The sequence below is a fragment of the Simiduia agarivorans SA1 = DSM 21679 genome (genome assembly GCF_000305785.2).
In the GTDB taxonomy this organism is placed as follows: Bacteria; Pseudomonadota; Gammaproteobacteria; order Pseudomonadales; family Cellvibrionaceae; genus Simiduia; species Simiduia agarivorans.
Genome location: NC_018868.3, coordinates 3,093,239 through 3,112,435, shown reverse-complemented (window position 1 = coordinate 3,112,435; position 19,197 = coordinate 3,093,239). Strand labels below are relative to the sequence as shown.

21 protein-coding genes are annotated in these 19,197 nt (G+C 58.6%); 12 read left to right on the top strand and 9 right to left on the bottom strand.

Translation table 11 applies throughout. The features are described from left to right. Positions 1-77: 77 nt before the first annotated feature. The 3 genes from secB to M5M_RS14050 form a co-directional block, all read right to left on the bottom strand. Positions 78-584 (bottom strand): protein-export chaperone SecB, encoded by a 507-nt coding sequence (gene secB, locus M5M_RS14060; protein ID WP_015048156.1) that lies wholly within the window; start codon positions 582-584, stop codon positions 78-80. Positions 585-677: 93 nt separating this feature from the next. Beyond that, positions 678-941: a glutaredoxin 3 gene (grxC, locus tag M5M_RS14055; protein WP_015048155.1), complete on the bottom strand. Its 264-nt coding sequence runs from the start codon at positions 939-941 to the stop codon at positions 678-680. Positions 942-1,013: 72 nt separating this feature from the next. Beyond that, positions 1,014-1,430: a rhodanese-like domain-containing protein gene (locus M5M_RS14050; protein WP_015048154.1), complete on the bottom strand. Its 417-nt coding sequence runs from the start codon at positions 1,428-1,430 to the stop codon at positions 1,014-1,016. 161 nt (positions 1,431-1,591) lie between these two features. Here M5M_RS14050 and gpmI point away from each other — a divergent pair, with 161 nt between their 5' ends. The 6 genes from gpmI (at position 1,592) to M5M_RS14020 (ending at position 7,137) form a co-directional block, all read left to right on the top strand. After that, positions 1,592-3,139 carry a 2,3-bisphosphoglycerate-independent phosphoglycerate mutase gene (gene gpmI / locus M5M_RS14045; protein ID WP_015048153.1) on the top strand — a complete coding sequence of 516 codons (1,548 nt, stop codon included), beginning with the start codon at positions 1,592-1,594 and terminating at the stop codon, positions 3,137-3,139. Between the two features lie 54 nt (positions 3,140-3,193). Further along, positions 3,194-3,469 (top strand): hypothetical protein, encoded by a 276-nt coding sequence (locus tag M5M_RS14040; protein ID WP_144062469.1) that lies wholly within the window; start codon positions 3,194-3,196, stop codon positions 3,467-3,469. Between the two features lie 71 nt (positions 3,470-3,540). Next, positions 3,541-4,344, top strand: coding sequence for a murein hydrolase activator EnvC family protein (locus tag M5M_RS14035; RefSeq protein ID WP_144062468.1), 804 nt, complete (start codon positions 3,541-3,543; stop codon positions 4,342-4,344). A gap of 120 nt (positions 4,345-4,464) precedes the next feature. Further along, complete coding sequence (locus M5M_RS14030) at positions 4,465-5,871, top strand: S41 family peptidase (RefSeq protein WP_015048150.1); 1,407 nt, start codon at positions 4,465-4,467, stop codon at positions 5,869-5,871. A gap of 26 nt (positions 5,872-5,897) precedes the next feature. Further along, positions 5,898-6,680: a divergent polysaccharide deacetylase family protein gene (locus M5M_RS14025; RefSeq protein WP_162141170.1), complete on the top strand. Its 783-nt coding sequence runs from the start codon at positions 5,898-5,900 to the stop codon at positions 6,678-6,680. 229 nt (positions 6,681-6,909) lie between these two features. Beyond that, the gene (locus M5M_RS14020; protein WP_015048148.1) at positions 6,910-7,137 is read left to right on the top strand and encodes a DUF6316 family protein; all 228 of its coding nucleotides are present in this window, start codon (positions 6,910-6,912) and stop codon (positions 7,135-7,137) included. 70 nt (positions 7,138-7,207) lie between these two features. On the opposite strand, the gene hisF is transcribed toward M5M_RS14020, so the two are convergent. The 5 genes from hisF to M5M_RS13995 all read right to left on the bottom strand — a co-directional run bounded on the left by hisF (position 7,208) and on the right by M5M_RS13995 (position 10,400). Next, positions 7,208-7,981: an imidazole glycerol phosphate synthase subunit HisF gene (gene hisF, locus M5M_RS14015; protein WP_015048147.1), complete on the bottom strand. Its 774-nt coding sequence runs from the start codon at positions 7,979-7,981 to the stop codon at positions 7,208-7,210. A 10-nt stretch (positions 7,982-7,991) separates the two neighbouring features. Continuing rightward, on the bottom strand, positions 7,992-8,720 hold the full coding sequence (gene hisA / locus M5M_RS14010; RefSeq protein ID WP_015048146.1) for a 1-(5-phosphoribosyl)-5-[(5-phosphoribosylamino)methylideneamino]imidazole-4-carboxamide isomerase: 729 nt from the start codon (positions 8,718-8,720) through the stop codon (positions 7,992-7,994). A 41-nt stretch (positions 8,721-8,761) separates the two neighbouring features. Further along, positions 8,762-9,403 carry an imidazole glycerol phosphate synthase subunit HisH gene (gene hisH, locus M5M_RS14005; RefSeq protein ID WP_015048145.1) on the bottom strand — a complete coding sequence of 214 codons (642 nt, stop codon included), beginning with the start codon at positions 9,401-9,403 and terminating at the stop codon, positions 8,762-8,764. Next, the gene (gene hisB / locus M5M_RS14000; protein ID WP_015048144.1) at positions 9,404-9,997 is read right to left on the bottom strand and encodes an imidazoleglycerol-phosphate dehydratase HisB; all 594 of its coding nucleotides are present in this window, start codon (positions 9,995-9,997) and stop codon (positions 9,404-9,406) included. It abuts the gene before it with no gap. Positions 9,998-10,085: 88 nt separating this feature from the next. Further along, on the bottom strand, positions 10,086-10,400 hold the full coding sequence (locus M5M_RS13995) for an STAS domain-containing protein (RefSeq protein ID WP_015048143.1): 315 nt from the start codon (positions 10,398-10,400) through the stop codon (positions 10,086-10,088). 172 nt (positions 10,401-10,572) lie between these two features. On the opposite strand from M5M_RS13995, the gene M5M_RS13990 reads away from it, so the two are divergent. The 5 genes from M5M_RS13990 to M5M_RS13970 all read left to right on the top strand — a co-directional run bounded on the left by M5M_RS13990 (position 10,573) and on the right by M5M_RS13970 (position 16,325). After that, positions 10,573-10,863 (top strand): hypothetical protein, encoded by a 291-nt coding sequence (locus M5M_RS13990; RefSeq protein WP_015048142.1) that lies wholly within the window; start codon positions 10,573-10,575, stop codon positions 10,861-10,863. 54 nt (positions 10,864-10,917) lie between these two features. Next, positions 10,918-12,951, top strand: a complete 2,034-nt coding sequence (locus M5M_RS13985; protein ID WP_015048141.1) for a TonB-dependent receptor — start codon at positions 10,918-10,920, stop codon at positions 12,949-12,951. A 230-nt stretch (positions 12,952-13,181) separates the two neighbouring features. Continuing rightward, entirely contained in the window at positions 13,182-14,501 is a 1,320-nt protein-coding gene (locus M5M_RS13980) for a glycosyltransferase family 4 protein (RefSeq protein ID WP_015048140.1), read from the top strand. Continuing rightward, positions 14,488-15,201 (top strand): class I SAM-dependent methyltransferase, encoded by a 714-nt coding sequence (locus M5M_RS13975; RefSeq protein ID WP_015048139.1) that lies wholly within the window; start codon positions 14,488-14,490, stop codon positions 15,199-15,201. The genes M5M_RS13980 and M5M_RS13975 overlap by 14 nt, the downstream gene beginning before the upstream one ends. After that, entirely contained in the window at positions 15,198-16,325 is a 1,128-nt protein-coding gene (locus tag M5M_RS13970; protein WP_015048138.1) for a prenyltransferase/squalene oxidase repeat-containing protein, read from the top strand. Before M5M_RS13975 ends, M5M_RS13970 begins: the two co-directional genes overlap by 4 nt. Here the strand turns inward: M5M_RS13970 and M5M_RS13965 are convergent. Beyond that, the gene (locus tag M5M_RS13965; protein WP_015048137.1) at positions 16,266-16,889 is read right to left on the bottom strand and encodes a class I SAM-dependent methyltransferase; all 624 of its coding nucleotides are present in this window, start codon (positions 16,887-16,889) and stop codon (positions 16,266-16,268) included. The genes M5M_RS13970 and M5M_RS13965 overlap by 60 nt on opposite strands. 209 nt (positions 16,890-17,098) lie before the next feature. On the opposite strand from M5M_RS13965, the gene M5M_RS13960 reads away from it, so the two are divergent. Further along, the gene (locus M5M_RS13960) at positions 17,099-19,165 is read left to right on the top strand and encodes a S9 family peptidase (protein WP_015048136.1); all 2,067 of its coding nucleotides are present in this window, start codon (positions 17,099-17,101) and stop codon (positions 19,163-19,165) included. Positions 19,166-19,197: the final 32 nt, after the last annotated feature.

Below are 19,197 nucleotides of genomic sequence, written 5' to 3'. Positions count from 1 at the left end.
TAAGAATGCGGCCTTGCACAGCGCATATATAAAAAAAAACGGCGCCTGAGCACCGTTTTTCTTCCAGCAACGCGCGGTTACTGTTCTGTTGCCGCTTCACCTTCCGGCGCAGTTGCCTTGGCTTGTGCAACGGCCTGCGCGAACAGGGCATCAAAATTAATCGGGGGCAGCATCAATGCAGGGAAACTGCCTTTGACAACCACGGAGTCGATGGTCTCGCGCGCGTAGGGAAACAGGATTTGCGGGCACGCGGTGTTCAGGATTTGCGGCAGTGCCTGTTCGGGCAGACCCGCAATGTGGAACAAACCGGCCTGTTGGATTTCCGCCAGGAACGCCGTTTCTTCACCCAGTGATACGGTCACGGTGATGGTCAGCACCACTTCATAGTTATCGCCATCAACCCGCGAGGTTTTGGTGTTCAGCTCCTGGTTAACCGAGGGCTTCCAGTCTTTCATGAAAGCCTTCACACCCATGGGTGCTTCAAACGACAAGTCCTTGAGGTATACGCGCTGCAACGCAAATTGCTGATTTGGCTCGGTGGGAATCTCGACGCCTGCGCCTGTGGGTTGGATTTCTTCTGTCATGGGAACTTGCCTTAAAACGTTGTTGTTATGGGTTCAGCTCTGGGCAAGCGTGCCGCCGACTGAACCCTATTAATGGGGTCAAACCTCTGGGTTTCAAGCCTCGCCGGCCACCAATGGGTCCAGCTTGCCGGCCCGGTCCAGGGCCCAAAGGTCATCAAAGCCCCCCACGTGGGTTTCCCCCACCCAGATCTGAGGTACAGTGCGACGACCAGAACGCTTCATCACGTCCATTCGCTGCTCCGGGTGCTTGTCCAGGTTGATCTCTTCGAATGCGATACCCTTCTGGGTAAGCAACTGCTTGGCCCGGACGCAGTAGGGGCAAATGCTGGTGCTGTAGACGGTAACTGGCTGTGCCATGGGGTGACCTCGTAATGACTGACTAAGTAAATGACGACGGTTGGAGCAGATTTCAACCGCCGTGTTACAACATCAGCCCTTGCCCTTGACCACCGGCAGGTTTTGCCCGGTCCATTCCGCCATGCCGCCGTTCAGGCGCACCACGTTGAATTCTTTGTCCCGCAGCAAACGACCGGCGGCACCGGTGTGCTGGCCCAGCTTGTCCACCAACACCAGGGTTTTGGCGCGGTGACGCTCCAGCTCCGACAGCTGCTTTTCCAGTTTATTGTGCGGAATATTGATCGCGTCCACGATATGGCCGGCCTGGAATTCCGCGCTGTCGCGCAGGTCTACCAACTGGGCATTGCCCTGGTTGACCACGGCGGTCAGCTGGTGCACCGACAAGGTTGCACCGGCCTTGGATTTTTCGCGCCACATGTAGGTGTAGGCCAGCACCAGGAACAGGGACACCAGCATCCACTGTTCAGTCAAAAATACAATCAGTTCCACGTCGCTTCCTTCACAGCATTGGCGGGGGCGGCAAGTATACCCAGTTGGTGCCAAAAAAGCATGGAAGGCGCGGCTTTACTCGCTCCCGGCAATAGAGTTGTCATCCCCAAGCGGGTACAATCGCGGCCCTCACAGGTTGTACAAAACAGGCAAGAAAAACTATGTCCGCCAACAAGCCGCTGGTATTAATTGTTCTCGATGGCTTCGGTTATTCCGAAAATAGCGCCCACAACGCCATTATGGCCGCCAATACCCCCACCTGGGATAAGCTCTGGGCCAATAACCCCAAGACCCTGATCGGCACCTCCGGCATGGCCGTGGGCCTGCCCGAAGGCCAGATGGGCAACTCGGAAGTGGGCCACATGACCCTGGGCGCCGGCCGGGTGGTGTACCAGAACTTTACCCGCATCAATAAGGCCATCAGCGACGGCGACTTTTTCCAGAATCCGGTCTATTGCGAGGCCATCGACAAGGCCGTGGCCGCCGACAAAGCGGTTCACATCCTGGGCTTACTGTCGCCCGGCGGCGTGCACAGCCACGACGACCACATTCTCGCCATGATAGACATGGCCGCCCAGCGGGGCGCCAAAGCCATTTATCTGCACGCATTCCTGGACGGCCGCGACACGCCGCCGCGCAGCGCCGAAGCGCCGCTGGCCCGCGCCCAGGCAAAATTTGACCAGCTGGGCACCGGCCGCATTGCCAGTATCTGCGGTCGCTTTTTCGCACTCGACCGCGACAACCGCTGGGACAGAGTCCAGGCTGCCTACGACCTGATGGTGCTGGGTGCCGCCGATTACGATGCCGATAACGCCATCGACGGCCTCAACGCCGCCTACGCGCGGGATGAAAATGATGAGTTCGTGAAGCCTACCGTGATCTGCGGTGAAGGCGAGGAAGTCGCCACCATCAACGATGGCGATGCTGTGCTGTTCATGAACTTCCGCCCCGACCGCGCACGTCAGATTACCCGCGCGTTTGTGGAGCCCAGCTTCGATGGTTTTACCCGCGAGCTGGTGCCTCAACTGGGCGCCTTCGTGCAAACCACCGAATACGCTGCAGACATTCCGGCACCCGTAGCCTTCCCGCCCGAGTCCATGGCCAATTCCTTCGGCGACTATGTGGCCGCCCAGGGTAAAACCCAGCTGCGCATCGCCGAAACGGAAAAATACGCGCACGTGACATTTTTCTTCTCCGGCGGCCAGGAAGCCCTCTACCCCAACGAAGAGCGCATTCTTGTGCCATCGCCGAAAGTCGCCACCTACGATCTGGCCCCGGAAATGAGCGCCGGTGAAGTGACTGACAAGCTGATTGAAGCGATCGAATCCGGCAAATTCGACACCATCATCTGCAACTACGCCAACTGCGATCAGGTGGGCCACTCGGGCGTGTTTGACGCCGCCGTCAAAGCGGTCGAGTGTGTGGACGGTGCACTGGCCCGCGTGTTGGCGGCACTGGAAAAAGTCGGCGGCGAAGCGCTGATCACCGCCGACCACGGCAATGTGGAAGAGATGTTCGACGAGGCTACCGGCCAGGTCAGCACCCAACACACCACCCTGCCGGTGCCTTTTGTTTACGCAGGACCACGCCGCGCAGCACTGAGCAACGGCGGCTCACTGGCCGACGTGGCGCCCACCATGCTGACCCTGATGGGCCTGCCCCAACCGGCAGAAATGACCGGTAAGAGCCTGATCACGATTCAGGAATAAGAAAGTAGCAATCCGGCGCCCGGATCAGTATTCTGGGCGCTGGAACTTTCTCGCATGACAACAAGGCTGATTTCCATGAAGGCAATTTCTCTCGCCGCGCTCCTGACCCTGTTCGCCCTGCCAACGCTGGCACAGGACCAGACTGAATACCAGGCCAAGCTTGAAGCATTACAGGCCACTATCCAGAAGCTGCAAAACGAGCTGAACGATGCCAAATCCCAGCGCGACAGCCTGGACGTGGAACTCAAACGCAATGAAAGTGAAATCTCCAAATTGATGCAGGATATCGAACGCATCAACAAGCAGCTGGCCGCCGAAAAAAAAAGCTAGCTGACCTCAATGCCCGCCAACGCGAACTGACGCAGGCGCAGGCACAACAGGCAGAACACCTCGGTACGCAGTTGGTCACCGCCTACAAAGCCGGCAGCCCAAACCAGCTGCAACTGTTGCTGCGCCAACAGGATCCTCAACACCTTTCACGCATGGCGGTGTACCAGAGCCATCTGGTCAGTGCACGCCAGGACGCCATTGAGCACTACCAGTCCACCCTGGACGAGCTGGCGCAGATCGAGCCCGAGTTGATCCGTCAGACGCAGAAACTGGCCGAAAGCCAGGCCAGACTCAGCCAGCGCCATGCCAGTCTCAAAGCCACCCGGGCAGAGCGCGATCGCACCCTGAAAAAACTCAATGCCGCCATCAACGCCAAGGATGAGAAGCTGCGTAAAAACCAGGCCGACCGCGCCAACCTGGAAAAACTCCTGGCCGAGGTCGTGCGCCAGCTCAGCGATACCGCGCTGGGCCTGGCAGGCGACAGCTTTAAAAGCCGTAAAGGCAAAATGGGCTGGCCCACCAAAGGCCAGATGGGCGCGCGCTTCGGCGCTAACCGGGCCGGCGAATTGCGCTGGCAGGGCGTGAAAATTCTGGCCCCCGAGGGCCGTGAAGTAAAAGCCATTCACGCCGGCCGGGTGGTGTTCGCCGATTATCTGCGCGGCCAGGGCATGCTTATGGTGATCGATCACGGCGACAATTACCTGAGCCTGTATGCCCACAACCAGGTGCTGTATCAGGAAACCGGCGATTGGGTCACTGCCGGCGAACTCATCGGCCGCGCCGGTACCAGCGGCGGCCAGGCCGAAGCCGGCATTTATTTTGAAATCCGCCACGCCGGCAAGCCGGTGGACCCGGCACACTGGTGCAGAGGTTGAGAAAAAGCGCCAAAGCACCAGAACTCGCGTATGAATTAAAGGTCTGACTATCAACAAAGCCAGTGTCATTGGATTACACTGTACAGACACCCCCGATTCCCGCCGGAGTAGATTGTCCCTATGAAATTATTTGCCCGCCCCACTCGTTTGACCCGCGCGCTGTTTGTGGGTCTGCTCGCCGCCGGCAGCACCTTGTGCCTGGCGACCGAGTCCGCCGGCGAGGATGCACCGAAGATTACCGGCAAAGACACACAGCAGGAATTGGGTGTACTGCCACTGGACGACCTGCGCGCCTTCACCAAAGTGTATGACCACATCCGGCAGGGCTACGTGGAATCGGTCAGCGACCGCCAGCTGCTGGAATACGCCATCAAAGGCATGCTGTCTGAGCTGGACCCGCACTCCGCTTATCTCGATGCCAATTCCTTTGAGGACCTGCAGGTCAATACCACCGGCGAGTTCGGTGGCCTGGGCATTGAAGTGGGCATGGAAGACGGCTGGGTCAAAGTGATTGCACCCATGGACGACACGCCGGCCGCGGAGGCCGGTATAGAAGCGGGCGACCTGATTATCCGGCTGGACGATAAATCCGTGAAAGGCATGAGCCTGAACGATGCCGTCAAAGCCATGCGCGGCCCCAAGGGCAGTAAAATTATCGTCACCATTGTGCGCGAAGGCGAGGACGGTCCGCGCGACATCGAACTGACCCGCGCGGCCATTAAAGTGAAAAGCGTGCGCGCCAGCCTGCTGCAGCAACAATACGCCTATGTTCGTATCGCCCAGTTCCAGATGGGCACCGGCAGCGACATGGTCAACGCCCTGAACAAGGTGATGAAGGACGCCAAAAAGCCGGTACAGGGCATTGTACTGGACCTGCGCAACAACCCGGGCGGCGTCCTGCAAGCATCTGTTGAAGTGGTGGATGCGTTTCTGGATGAGGGTCTGATCGTTTACACCGAAGGCCGGATCGACAATGCCGACAACCGCTACAGTGCCACCGAAGGCGACATGACCAACGGCCTGCCGATTGTGGTGCTGATCAACGACGGCTCTGCCTCGGCGTCTGAAATCGTCGCCGGCGCCCTGCAGGATCACCGTCGCGCCATTATTCTGGGCACCGAAAGCTTCGGCAAAGGTTCGGTACAGACCGTCATCCCCATCAGCGAAGAACGCGCGATCAAGCTCACTACGGCGCTGTATTTCACCCCCAGTGGGCGCTCGATTCAGGCCCAGGGCATCGTACCGGATATCCATGTTGAGCGCGCCAAGCTGACCGCCTTGCGGCCCCGCTCCTCGGTCACCGAAGCCGACCTGTCCGGCCACCTGGATAACGCCAACGGCGGCGAAGAAAGCAAAGCGAAAAACCGCGAGTCATCCCAACAGGACCACCGGGAACTGCTGGAGCGCGACAACCAGCTGTTTGAGGCGGTGAACCTGCTGCGCAGTCACAAACTGTTCGGCCAGCCCTCGCCCCTGAAAAAGCCCGCGCCGAATCAAGTACTCAGCGCCAACCACGCCGACGAGTGAGAGCGATCGCCTGCTGCTGCGCACTGTTGCTATCCCTGGCAGCAGGCGCAGAACCAGCCCCGGCAGACAAGCCATTGCTGGCCATTGTCATCGACGATATCGGCTACAAGCGCCAGATCGCGGAAGACCTGATTGCCCTGCCACTCGAACTCACCTTTGCGGTATTACCACGCGCGCCCCACAGTCAGGCGCTGGCCCAGCGCGCCTGGCTCAACGGCCGCGAATACATGTTGCATGTCCCCATGGCAACCCAGGCCGGCAACCGGCTGGATGCTGGCGGCTTGTATGACACTATGGACAGCGGCACCATCCAGCAACTGGTCAACGACCACCTGAACCGTTTCCCGGCGGCGAGTGGCATTAACAACCACATGGGTAGCCGGTTGACCGAAATGGTGTTACCCATGCGCGCGGTCATGGAAACCCTGGCACCGCGCCGGCTGTATTTCCTCGACAGCAAAACCAGCCGTCGCAGCGTGGCCTGGCAAGAAGCCAAACGGGCCGGGCTCGAGACCGTGCAGCGGGATGTATTTCTCGACAATGAACCGTCAGCGGCTGCGATTCAGGTACAGCTTGATAAGGCGCTCAATATTGCCCATGAACAGGGCTTTGCCCTGGCAATTGGTCATCCCTACCCAGACACCCTGGCAGTCTTGCGCGCCAATCAGGCAAAGCTCAATGCCACGGTTAAACTGGTACCAGTGTCTCAATATATGAGAACTGCTTCTCATTTTGAGAGAGATTCTTATCACACTTTGGACCGATTCTGGGCGCTGAAAGCCCCGTGGCGACAGGCTTCCACGAAATGAGCAAATAAAAACCGTATTTCTATATTCCCAATTCGTATAAACAGATCTGACCTCTGCGGATAAACTTACCGTACGACAGGCATGTTGTATAAATTTTCGCCTATAACGAAGGGCGGAAATGCCGGCGCGCCGGCAACCCGGGTAGCCCGGGATATACCGTGGCCAGAGATAGCAACACGACAAAGGCCAGCCAGCTAAGGACGCAGGTCAACTGAAAAGGTATTGAGCTATGAGCTTGCAGAGAATTGGCGAACAGGGAAACATTCCCAACCGTAACGAGCGTTTTTTCAAAAAGGACGACTATTGGTATTACAACACCCGCGAAGGTGTGGCCATTGGTCCTTTTGACAGCTTGGGCGAAGCCCGCACCGGCGCTTCCGAGTTTATCGATTTCATCATGGGTGCCGGCGCACCGATGGTAGAGACGCTGACTCGCTACGGCCGTCACGCCGCCTAAACTCAACGTCAGGTCAGGATTTTCAGACCGGCAATGGTATTGCCGGTTTTTGCGTGCCTGGCAATTACCCTTACAGGCGCATTTCTATGCCTTGGGCCTGCATAAAAGCTTTGGCTTCTGCCACGGTATATTCGCCGAAATGGAAAATACTGGCCGCCAGCACGGCGTCGGCACCCCCTTCAATCACGCCATCCACCAAGTGCTGTAAATTACCCACGCCACCTGAGGCAATCACTGGCACAGCCACCGCATCGCTGATGGCACGGGTCACGCCCAGATCATAGCCGCTTTTCACGCCATCCTGATCCATGCTGGTGAGCAGGATTTCACCGGCGCCGAAGTCGGCCATTTTCGCCGCCCACTCCACCGCATCCAGCCCGGTGGGCTTGCGCCCGCCGTGGGTGAAGATTTCCCAACGCGGGGTTTCGCCTTCGGCACTGACGCGCTTGGCATCGATCGCCACCACGATGCACTGGGCACCAAAGCGATCGGACGCGGCCTTCACAAAATCCGGATTGAACACTGCCGCCGAATTGATCGACACTTTGTCGGCACCGGCGTTGAGCATGCGGCGGATATCCGCCACGGTGCGGATGCCGCCACCCACGGTCAGCGGGATGAACACTTCGGCGGCAATGGACTCCACCGTGTGCACGGTGGTCTCCCGCTCTTCATGCGACGCGGTGATGTCGAGAAAGGTAATTTCATCGGCGCCGGCTTCGTTATAGCGGCGCGCCACCTGCACCGGGTCACCGGCATCGCGGATATCGAGAAACTTCACGCCTTTCACGACGCGACCGTTCTCCACATCCAGACAGGGAATAATGCGCTTGGCCAGGCCCATGGTGGCGTCCTCAGTTGTCGCAGTAAGTTTGGGCTTCAGCCATATTCAACGTGCCTTCATAAATGGCACGGCCAGTAATGGCGCCGCAGATACCCTGATCGGACACCGCTTTCAGCGCGCGGATGTCGTCCATGTTGGTGATGCCACCTGAGGCAATGACCGGGATACTGGAAGCGCGTGCCATGGCCAGGGTTTGCTCCACGTTCACACCCTGCATCATGCCGTCGCGGGCGATGTCGGTGTAGACAATGGATTCAACGCCATCGGCTTCAAACCGCACGGCCAGGTCGGTGGCTTTCACATTGCTCACCTCAGCCCATCCATCGGTGGCCACCAGGCCGTCTTTGGCATCCAGGCCGACAATGATGTGGCCGGGGAACTGCTTGCACATGTCGGTCACGAACTGTGGCTCTTTCACCGCCTTGGTACCGATAATCACGTATTGCACGCCCGCCTTCAGGTAAGCCTCGATGATTTCCGGCGAGCGGATACCGCCGCCAATCTGGATCGGCAGATCGGGGTAGGCGCGCGCGATAGCTGTCACCACCTCGCCGTTCACCGGCTTGCCCTCAAACGCACCGTTCAGGTCGACCAAATGCAAACGCCGGCAACCTTGTTCGACCCATTGGGCCGCCATGGCAACCGGGTCGTCGGAAAATACGGTGGAATCATCCATCAGGCCCTGGCGCAGGCGCACGCACTGGCCGTCTTTTAAGTCGATGGCGGGGATAATCAACATAACAAATCAGTTCCGAGTCAGGAGAGGTAATGGCGGCCGTATCAGGCGCGCCAATTCACAAAGTTTTTCAGCAATTGCAGGCCGGCGGTATGGCTTTTTTCCGGATGAAACTGCACGGCAAACAAATTGTCGCGCGCCAGTGCCACATGGCAATCCACACCGTAATGGGTGTGCCCTACCACCAACGTCGGGTCTGCGGCCTGTACGTAATAGGAATGGACAAAATAAAACCGGCTCATGTTTTCAATGCCTGCCCACAGGGGATGCTCGGTTTGCGCCACCTGATTCCAGCCCATGTGCGGCACTTTCAGCCGTTGACCGCCGGCGTCCAGTAATGGTTCGCCGAAGAATTTCACTTCGCCGTCTACCAGACCAATACAATCCACGCCGCCGTTTTCTTCCGAATGGTTCATCAGTGCCTGCATGCCCACGCACACACCCAAGACGGGTTTGCCGCTGGCCACTTCCGAACGCACCAGCACATCAAAGCCCAGCCGGCGGATCTCGGCCATGCAATCGCGGATGGCACCCACGCCGGGAAACACCACCCGGTCGGCCGCCTGCACCTGAGTCGGGTCGGCGGTCACCAATATCTGATCATCCGGTGCCACATGCGCGAGCGCGCTCGACACTGAGTGCAGGTTACCCATGCCATAGTCGACCACGGCAATTGTCTGTGCCATTTACAAACTGCCCTTGGTCGAGGGCATCTGGCCCGCCATGCGCGGGTCCGGCTCCAGCGCCATGCGCAGTGCACGGCCAAAGGCCTTGAACACGGTTTCAATCTGATGGTGGGCGTTAAAACCGCGCAGGGTATCGATGTGCAACGTCACCTGAGCGTGATTCACAAAACCCTGGAAAAACTCCCAGAACAGTTCGGTGTCAAAGTTGCCGATGCGCTTCTGGGTAAAGGGCACTTCCATGATAAGACCGGGGCGACCGGAGAAGTCGATCACTACGCGCGACAGGGCTTCGTCCAAGGGCACATAGGCATGACCATAGCGGCGAATACCTTTTTTATCCCCCACCGCCTTGGCAATGGCCTGGCCGATGGTGATACCGATATCTTCCACTGAATGGTGATCGTCGATGTGGGTATCGCCCTTGCAAGTGATGTCCAGGTCAATCATGCCGTGGCGGGCAATCTGGTCCATCATGTGTTCGAGGAAGGGGACGCCGGTGTTGAATTTGCCTTGGCCTTTGCCATCGAGATTCAACGACACGGAAATCTGGGTTTCCAAAGTGTCACGGGCGACGGTAGCGGTGCGCTCCTGCATGGATCTGACTCACGATTTTCAGGGAGCGGGGATTATATAGGTAAGGGCCTGACCTGCCCAGCCAGACGGGCAGGTGAGTGAGGGCGGTTTAGGGAATTATGGTAAAAAGCTTGTTGAAATTGGCATAACCCAGCACGCGGTCCACATCTTCGTTGCAGTGGCTGATGATTAATTGCTCGGCGTCCAGCTTGGTCTGATCGCGCAGTATCAACAGTAAGGCCATGCCAGAGCTGTCGATCCCCGAGCAATTGGCCATGTCCACTTCACAGCGCTCAACACCCCGCAGCAGGGGCTGATAGGCCCGACGAAACTCGCTGTGCAGGTTCAATCCCAACTTTCCACAGACCCGAATGCGCAGCACGCCCTTGTCAGCAGTCGCTAATACCGTGTGTTGTTCGCGCAAGTGCCCATCCCTCTGATCAGACTGAATCCCTTAGCGCTATAAGCTTAGCCGTTAGCCATGGAGCTGACCAGCACCCATCCGACCCGCCACAGCACACGTACAACCTAAACAACTGGCCCCCGACCTTAGAGGGGAGTACAATTTTGCGATCTGACCCTGAATCGTGACCTCAATGCACCTACGCTGGCTGAACAAGAAAGTCTGGTTACTCGCGGCCCTGCTCGCGGTTTCCATGGCGTTCGCCCAGGTCATTGAGGGCCAGCACGATCACAGCCAGTTTTCACCCGAGTGTTACCTGTGCCAGCAGTCCACCCCGCTGGCCTGTGATGACAACCCCCAGCCCCGGCTCGATACGCCCGATCGCGGCAGCTGGCTCGAAACCTCGCCCTATCACCGCCATCTGCGCGGTGCCGACAAGCGCGGCAAACGCGATCCCCCTGTCTCTCCCGCTGTTTCTGCTTAACCACTGAACCGTTAAACCAGCGGGGCGCCCCTATTGGCGCCCGGAGATTATTGGATGTTTGCTTTAAAAAAGCGCGCTTTGCGCCTGTCTATCATTGCCGCCGGCTTTGCCAGCCTGCCCCTGCACGCCGCCATTGAAGAGGTCATCGTGACCGCTTCGCCGTTCGATAAAACCGGCGACACCCTGACCCAGCCGGCCTCGGTCCTGACCGGCGATGAATTGCGCCGCCAGGCCTCCGCCACCCTGGGCGATGCCCTCAAACAGGAACCCGGCATCACCTCGGCAAGCTTTGGCCCCGGCGTGGGTGCACCGGTGATTCGCGGCCAAAGTGCCAACCGGGTCAAAGTCATGCAGGACCACCTGGGCACCGGCGACGTAGCCAACTCCAGCCCGGACCACGCCAACACCGTTGAGCCCCTGTTGGCCGAACGTATCGAAGTGTTGCGCGGCCCGGCCGTGTTGCGTTACGGCAATGACGCCATCGGCGGCGTGGTGAACGTGATCGACAACCGCATCCCCAGCGCACCCATAGACGGCATTGAGGGCGCCGGCGAAGTCCGGTATCAGTCCGTCAATGAACAACAGGCTGGCGTGGCGTTCCTGCAGGGCGGCAACGGCACATGGGCCTGGCACGTGAACGGACTGGCGCTCGGCGCCGACGAAATGCGCATTCCCGGCGAGGCCCACCACCCTTCGGTGCACGATGAGGAAGAAGGCGAAGAAGAAATTTCCGGTCTGGTGGAAAATACCGACATGGAGAGCAGCAACTACAGCCTGGGCGGCAGCTTTCACTACGACCAGGGCTTTATAGGCCTGGCGTTCTCACAGGCGGATAACAACTACGGCATTCCCCCCGGCGCCCATGTTCATCACGACGAACATGAGGAAGAGCACGAAGAGGAAGAAGAGCACCACGAGGAAGAGCACGGTGAGGAATTTATCCGCATCGACATGCAGCAGACCCGCTACGATCTGAAAGGCGAACACCGCATGCAGGATAGCTGGGCCGAGAAGCTCACCTACCGCCTGGGCTATACCGACTATGAGCACGCCGAGCTGGAAGGTGACGAAATCGGCACCCGCTTTATCAACAAAGCCTGGGAAGGCCGGGCCGAGCTGGTCCACCGCACCAGCGAGCAGATGCGCGGCGCCGTGGGCCTGCAGTACCAGACGCGGGATTATTCGGCGCTGGGCGAGGAAGCGTTTATCCCCAAATCCGACATCAGCAATGCTGGCCTGTTCGCGTTGCAGGAATACACCACGGGCGATTGGGTACTGGAACTGGGCCTGCGCGGCGAATGGGCAGAAGTAGCGCCGCAAGGCCATATTGAGCGCGACTTCAGCACTCTGAGCGCCTCGGGTGCCGCTCATTGGCACCTTTCGGATGCCAGCCACCTGACCTTTGGTATCGCCCGCGCCCAGCGCGCACCGGCGGTGGAAGAACTGTTTGCCAATGGGCCGCACCTGGCCGAACAGAACTACATTCGGGGCAACGAAAACCTGGACCCGGAAACCAGTAACAACTTCGAGCTGGCTTACCACTATGAAGGCCCGCTGCACGTCCAGGTAAACCTGTTCAACAACCAGATCAGCGACTTCATCTACAAGGCCAACACCGGCGAGGAAGAGGACGAACTGCCGGTTTACCAATACACCCAGGAAGACGCCCGTTTTTACGGTGCCGAAGCCTCGGTGGGCCTGCCCTTCGCGGGTAACTGGGAAGTCAGCCTGTTCGGCGATAGCGTGCGCGCAAAACTGGATAATGGCGGCGACGTACCCCGCATCACCCCGCCACGCGTGGGCCTGGCACTGGCTTACGCCGACGAGCTGTGGAATGCAGAATTGCGCACCACACAAGTGGACAAGCAGCGTCATCCGGGCGAAGAGGAGCTGGCGGTAGACGGCTACACCCGCGTCGACCTGACCGCCAGTCGCAACTTCAATCTGGGCGCGAATCAGGACCTGCTGGTGTTTTTACGCGGTAAAAACCTCACCAATGAGGAAATCCGCAACGCCACGTCGTTCCTGCGCGCCTATGCACCAGAGCCAGGCCGCTCCCTTGAACTGGGGCTGCGTTTCAGCTTCTGACCCGCACCATCCCTGTAGCGCTTCACCGCCAGCGCTCCTCTGCAGATCAATGCGGGGGGCATGGGCGGTCGAAGCGCAACATTGCTTGGCCGGCATCTGCCGGCCTTTTTTGCCAGCCCCTGAACGCGCGTAACTGACCCCCAAGTCGACATGCGAGGTTGGCGGCATTTGACCCTCTCTCTATAATCAGTCATTCAAACGATTGATTGTGACCAGGGCCACCCCCTTTCATGAATGCACTGACTCAGGTCCTGGACCAACACGCCCGCCCGCTCGCCGCCGACGGCAAACCTGCTTTGCGCATTTGCCTGCTGGGCTACCGCAGCCATCCGTTTGTGGGCGGCCAGGGCATTTACCTGCATTACCTGAGCAAAGCATTGCTGGCTTATGGGCATCAGGTGGATGTGATTTCCGGCCCACCTTACCCCGAACTGGTGGACGGTGTGCGGCTGATCAAAATGCCCAGTCTGGACTTATTTTCGGTAGAAGAACCTTTCAAGGCACTGAAACTCAGCCACCTGAAAAGCTATACCGACACCTTTGAATGGTGGTCAAAAATCACCGGCGGCTTTGCCGAGCCCTATACGTTTGGCCGCCGGGTGGCCAAATACCTGAAGCGCCACGGCCACCAGTATGACCTGGTGCACGACAATCAATGCCTGGCCTGGGGCCTGCTCGATATTCAGAATCGCGGCCTGCCGGTGGTGGCCACGGTGCACCATCCCATCACCCGCGATCTGGAATTGAAGCTGGCCGCCGAAGACAACTGGGGCATGCGCCTGCTGATCAAACGCTGGCACTCCTTTCTGAAAATGCAGAAAAAAGTGGTGCAACAACTGGATCACGTGGTGACCGTATCGGAGCAATCCCGCGCGGATATTGCCCAGTGTTTTGACCGCGCCTCCGATCGCATCGACCTGATTCACAATGGCATCGACACGCACGTGTTCAAGCCCGATCCACAGGCAATAAAAAAACCTTTCAGCCTGATTACCACTGCCTCGGCCGATCAGCCACTCAAAGGCCTGCGCTATTTACTGGAAGCCATGCACCAATTGCGGCCGCACTACCCGGACATATCGCTCACGGTCATTGGCAAATTGCACGCCGGCGGCGAAACCGAACAGCGACTGAAAGCCCTGTCGCTTACCGATGCGGTGGAATTTGTGTCCGGTATCAGCACCGAAGCGTTAGTGGCGCGCTACAACGCCGCCGAAATCGCTGTTGTGCCGTCACTGTATGAAGGTTTCGGGTTACCCGCCGGCGAAGCCATGGCCTGCGGTTTACCGCTGGTGGCCACCGATGGCGGCGCCATTCCCGAAGTGGTGGGCGACGCCGCACTGTCGGTGCCCGCCGGCGATGCCAACGCCTTGGCACAAGCGATTTCCCAATTGATCGATAAGCCCGCCTGGCGTCAGATGCTGGCAGAGAAAGCCCGCGCGCGCATTGAAAGCACCTTCAGTTGGCAGAAAGTGGCCGAGCAACTGACCCATTACTATCGCAACAACGTGGTCGCACCTGCGCCGGAGGCCCAGCGTGCTCACGGTTGATTTCAGACACTTCCCTTTAACGCCCGGCGACAAACTGCTCGACCTGGGTTGCGGTGAAGGCCGCCATGCCATCAATGCCTACATTGCCGGCGAAGTGGATGTATTCGGCGTGGACCTGTCGCTCAAGGACCTAGCCACCACGCGCGAACGTCAACAACCCTTTGCAGTAAACGACGGCAAGCGCAGCTTTCATCTCCAGTGCGCCAACGCGCTGCAGTTGCCCTTTGCCGATCACAGTTTCGACAAAATCATCTGTTCGGAAGTGCTGGAACACCTGCCCGACTATCAGGGCGCACTGAAGGAAATCCAGCGCGTACTGAAACCGGGCGGCACCCTTGCCATCAGCGTGCCGCGCGCCTGGCCGGAAAAAATCTGCTGGCATTTTTCCAGCGAGTACCACCAAGTGGAAGGCGGCCACGTACGTATTTTCAACGCCGGCTCGCTCGATAAAGAAATCCAGCAACAGGGCTTTTCGCGCTACAAAAAACATTGGGCGCACGCCCTGCACTCACCTTACTGGTGGCTCAAGTGCATGCTGTGGGACACACAGGAACAGTCGCGCCTGATCCGGCTGTACCACAAGTTACTGGTGTGGGACCTGATGCAGAAACCCTGGATTACCCAAACGTTGGAAAAACTGCTGAACCCGATTATGGGCAAAAGCGTTGTGTTTTATTATCACGCCGGGAGAAAACCGTGACCTCACTGCTGTTACAAAAAGGTCGCTTCCCGCGCACATTGCTGGAACCCACCGTGCGCTACATTCTGGCGCAACAATTCGATGACGGCCTGATTCCCTGGTACCGCGGCGACAAAGCCGACCCCTGGGACCACGTGGAAGCGGCCATGGGGCTTTCCATCGCCGGCGAAACTCAGGCCGCCGAAAAAGCCTACGACTGGCTTGCGCACCATCAACTGCCCGACGGCAGCTGGTGGAATCACTACGATGCCAACAGCCAACCCCTGTGCCGGGAAAAACGCGAAACCAATTTTGTCGCCTATGTGGCCACCGGTATCTGGCACCATTTTTTGGTCACCGGTGACAAGCCGTTTCTGAAAAAACATTTTGCCATGGTGCAAAGCGCCGTGGATTTTGTGTTGCGCTTTCAAAGCAGTCACGGCGAAATTGACTGGGCGGTAAACGAGCAGGGCAAGGGCCTGGGCGATGCGCTGATCACCGCCAACAGCTCCATTGCCAAAAGCCTGGAATGCGCGGTGAACATTGCCGCCACCCTGGGCGAAACCTGTGCCCACTGGCGTCGCGCGCGCAACAAAGTGGTGGATGCCCTGCGCAATAAACCCGAGCGATTCGACCGCACCTGGGAGTCCAAATCACGCTATTCCATGGATTGGTTTTACCCTGTACTCACCGGGGTTTATCAGGGCGAAGAAGCGCGCGAGCGCATCGACGCGCGCTGGCACACGTTCGTGGAAAAAGAATTGGGCTGCCGCTGCGTGAGCGACGAACCCTGGGTCACCATTGCCGAAAGTTGCGAACTGACCATGGCGCTGCTGGCCATCGATGATCACGCGCGCGCGGTCAATGTCTACAGCTGGCTGCACCAGTTCCTCGACCCGGCCGATGGCGGCTATTGGATGGGCTGGCAGTTCCGCGAGCAATGCGTATGGCCGGAAGAAAAAACCACCTGGACCAGCGGTGCAATTTTATTGGCGGCCGATGCCCTGACCGGCCACACGGGCGCCGCCAGATTGTTTACCGAATCGGTGCTGTTGCCGCCGGCCGTGGCGGGAAATCAAATCGGATCAGAGCCTGCGCAAAACACCGAGCGTGTTGATCATCGGCAGGGCTTCAAACAGTCCTGACGCCAACGCCAGCTTGTAAATATCGTAGGGTGCCTGACCGCCATCGGCGGGGTTGGGAAAGATATCGTGAATCAGCAGCAAACCACCTTTGATCACGTGGCCGGCCCAGGTGCGGTAATCATCAAGCGCGGTTTCATAAGCGTGGCCGCCATCGATAAACACCAGCGCCAGCGGTGTGGCCCAATGCCGGCCCGCCACCGGTGATGCCGCCACCAGGGGCACCACGGTATCTTCCAACTGCGCGCGATTGAGGGTGTCGCGGAACACGCGGAAGGAGTCCATTTTTTCCACCTTGGCATCGTACAAATCCGGGTCGTGATATTCCTCGCCCAGCTGATGCTCTTCCGAGCCCCGATGATGATCCACCGCAAATAAGGTCTGGCCATTGTGCTGACAGGCTGCACCCAGATACACGGTGGACTTGCCGCAATAGCTGCCCACCTCTAAACAGGGCCCCATCTGGCTCGCCGTCAGCGCCAACTGATACAGGCCTTCGCCTTCATCGTCGGCCAGAAAACCTTTGACAGTGTTGATATCGAAACCGGGGGCCTGTGCTAACTCCATGAAACGCGCTCGCTGGTAATTGGGCAAAGGCGCAAGGATACCGCAAAAGACAGGCGTGGCGGGCGGTAGAACCCGCTGGTCGGGGGTTGGATGAATGCAGACCCCATTCCTCCTCTTTCCGAAAACTTGGGCCCTGTCGTCAGCACTTCGTCCTGTTAACTGGTACGCTTTAACCAAACCTTAACAATAAACCTGCGCGGGAGCCCCCTATGCTTTCACTGCCACGCCTGCTGGCCGCCGGCCTGTTTACCAGCCAATTGATGATGGTTGCCAGTTCTCACGCTGCGCCTATGGCGCTGGATGATGTGTTTGACCTGGAATACGTCAGCCAGACCCAGATCAGCAAAGACGGCAAAACCGTCTACTTTGTACGCAACTACATGGACATCAACGCCGACCGCCAACGCAGCAACCTGTGGGCGGCGGATACGCGCAGTGGCGAGATAGCGCCGCTGACCACAGGCCTTGGCAACGACCGCTCGCCGGTCCTCTCACCCAATGGCGACCGGCTCGCCTACATCGCAAGCGGCAAAGACGGCAGCCAGATCTATGTGCGCTGGCTCGATAGCGGCCAGACCGCGCGCCTGTCCCAACTCGATCAGGGCGCCGGCAACCTCACCTGGTCGCCCGATGGCAGCCAACTGTTTTTCACCCAGTTCGTGAAAGTGCCTGCCAAACCTGCTGTCAGTTTGCCCGGCAAGCCGGAAAAAGCCGACTGGGCCAAGCCGCCGGTGCTGGTGGACCAGACTTACTACCGCGCCGATGGCGCCGGTTTTCTGAGCCCCGGTTATGACCAGATCTTTGTGATGGATGCCAATGGCGGCCGCGCGCGTCAACTGACCCACGCCAAGCTGGACCACAATGGCCCACTGAGTGTGAGCCCCGATGGAAAAACACTCTATTTTTCCGCCACGCCCGCACCGGAAACCGATGTGCTGAACAGCGAGGTGTACCGCCTCGATCTCGCCACAGGTGAAAGCCAGGCGATCACCAATCGCCAAGGGCCAGACCAACACCCGCGTCTGTCACCCGATGGCAAACGCATTGCCTATCTGGGTTTTGATGACCAGAAAAGACTCTATGAAGTGACCCGTTTGACCATCAAGGACCTGGCGTCCGGCACAGTCACCACACTGACCGCCGATCTGGAACGCGATATTGGCGACTACCACTGGCGCGACGACGGCAAGGGGCTGTATATCAGTTACGACGATCAGGGCGAGTCGGTCATTGCCTGGCAACCGCTGAAAGGCAAGCGCACTCAGCTTACCCGCGAACTGGGCGGCACCAGCCTCGGCCGCCCCTATGCCAGCGGCCACTTCAGCGTGCGCGATGACCTTGTGGCCTTCAGTCATAGCGACAGCCAGCGACCGGCTGAGCTGGCACTGCTCGAGGGTAAAAAACAACGGCTGTTAACGCAGCTCAACGACGATTTTCTCGCCCGGGTCAGCACCGGCAAGGCCGAGAGCTTTACCGTAAAATCCAGCGTTGACGGCTTGCCGATTCAGGGCTGGATTGTCTACCCACCGACATTTGATGCCAGTAAAAAATACCCGCTCATGCTGGAAATTCACGGCGGCCCCGTAGCCAACTATGGCCCGCGTTTCGCCGCCGAAATGCAATTATTTGCAGCGGCCGGCTATGTGGTGGTGTACCTGAACCCCCGCGGGAGCGATTCCTATGGACCTGAGTTTGTAAACCAGATTCACCACAATTACCCGTCGCACGATTACGATGATCTGATGGACGGTGTGGACGCAGTGATTGCGCGCGGTTTTATCGACGAGAAAAAATTGTTCGTCACCGGTGGCAGCGGCGGCGGCGTCCTCACCGCCTGGATCGTTGGCCACACCGATCGCTTTGCTGCCGCGGTGGCGGCCAAGCCCGTGATCAACTGGTTCAGTTTCACGCTCACCGCCGACTTCTATCCCTACTTCACCCGCTACTGGTTCGCGAAAAAACCCTGGGAAGATATCGCGCATTATATGGCGCGCTCACCCATCAGCCATGTGGGCAAAGTAAAAACCCCCACCATGTTGCTCACCGGCGAAGCTGACTACCGCACGCCCATGTCGGAAACCGAGCAGTATTATCAGGCACTTAAACTCGCCGGCGTCGACACCGCCATGGTGCGCATTCCCGAAGCCGGCCACAGCATCGCTGCCCGGCCATCCAACCTGATGAACAAGGTGGCGTATATTTTGTGGTGGTTTGAACAATATGGCGGGCCCAACTTTGGTTCTGACAAGCCAGACACAGAAACTACCGCAAACTGACACCTGACCGAAACAAAAGCCGGCCGTAGCAA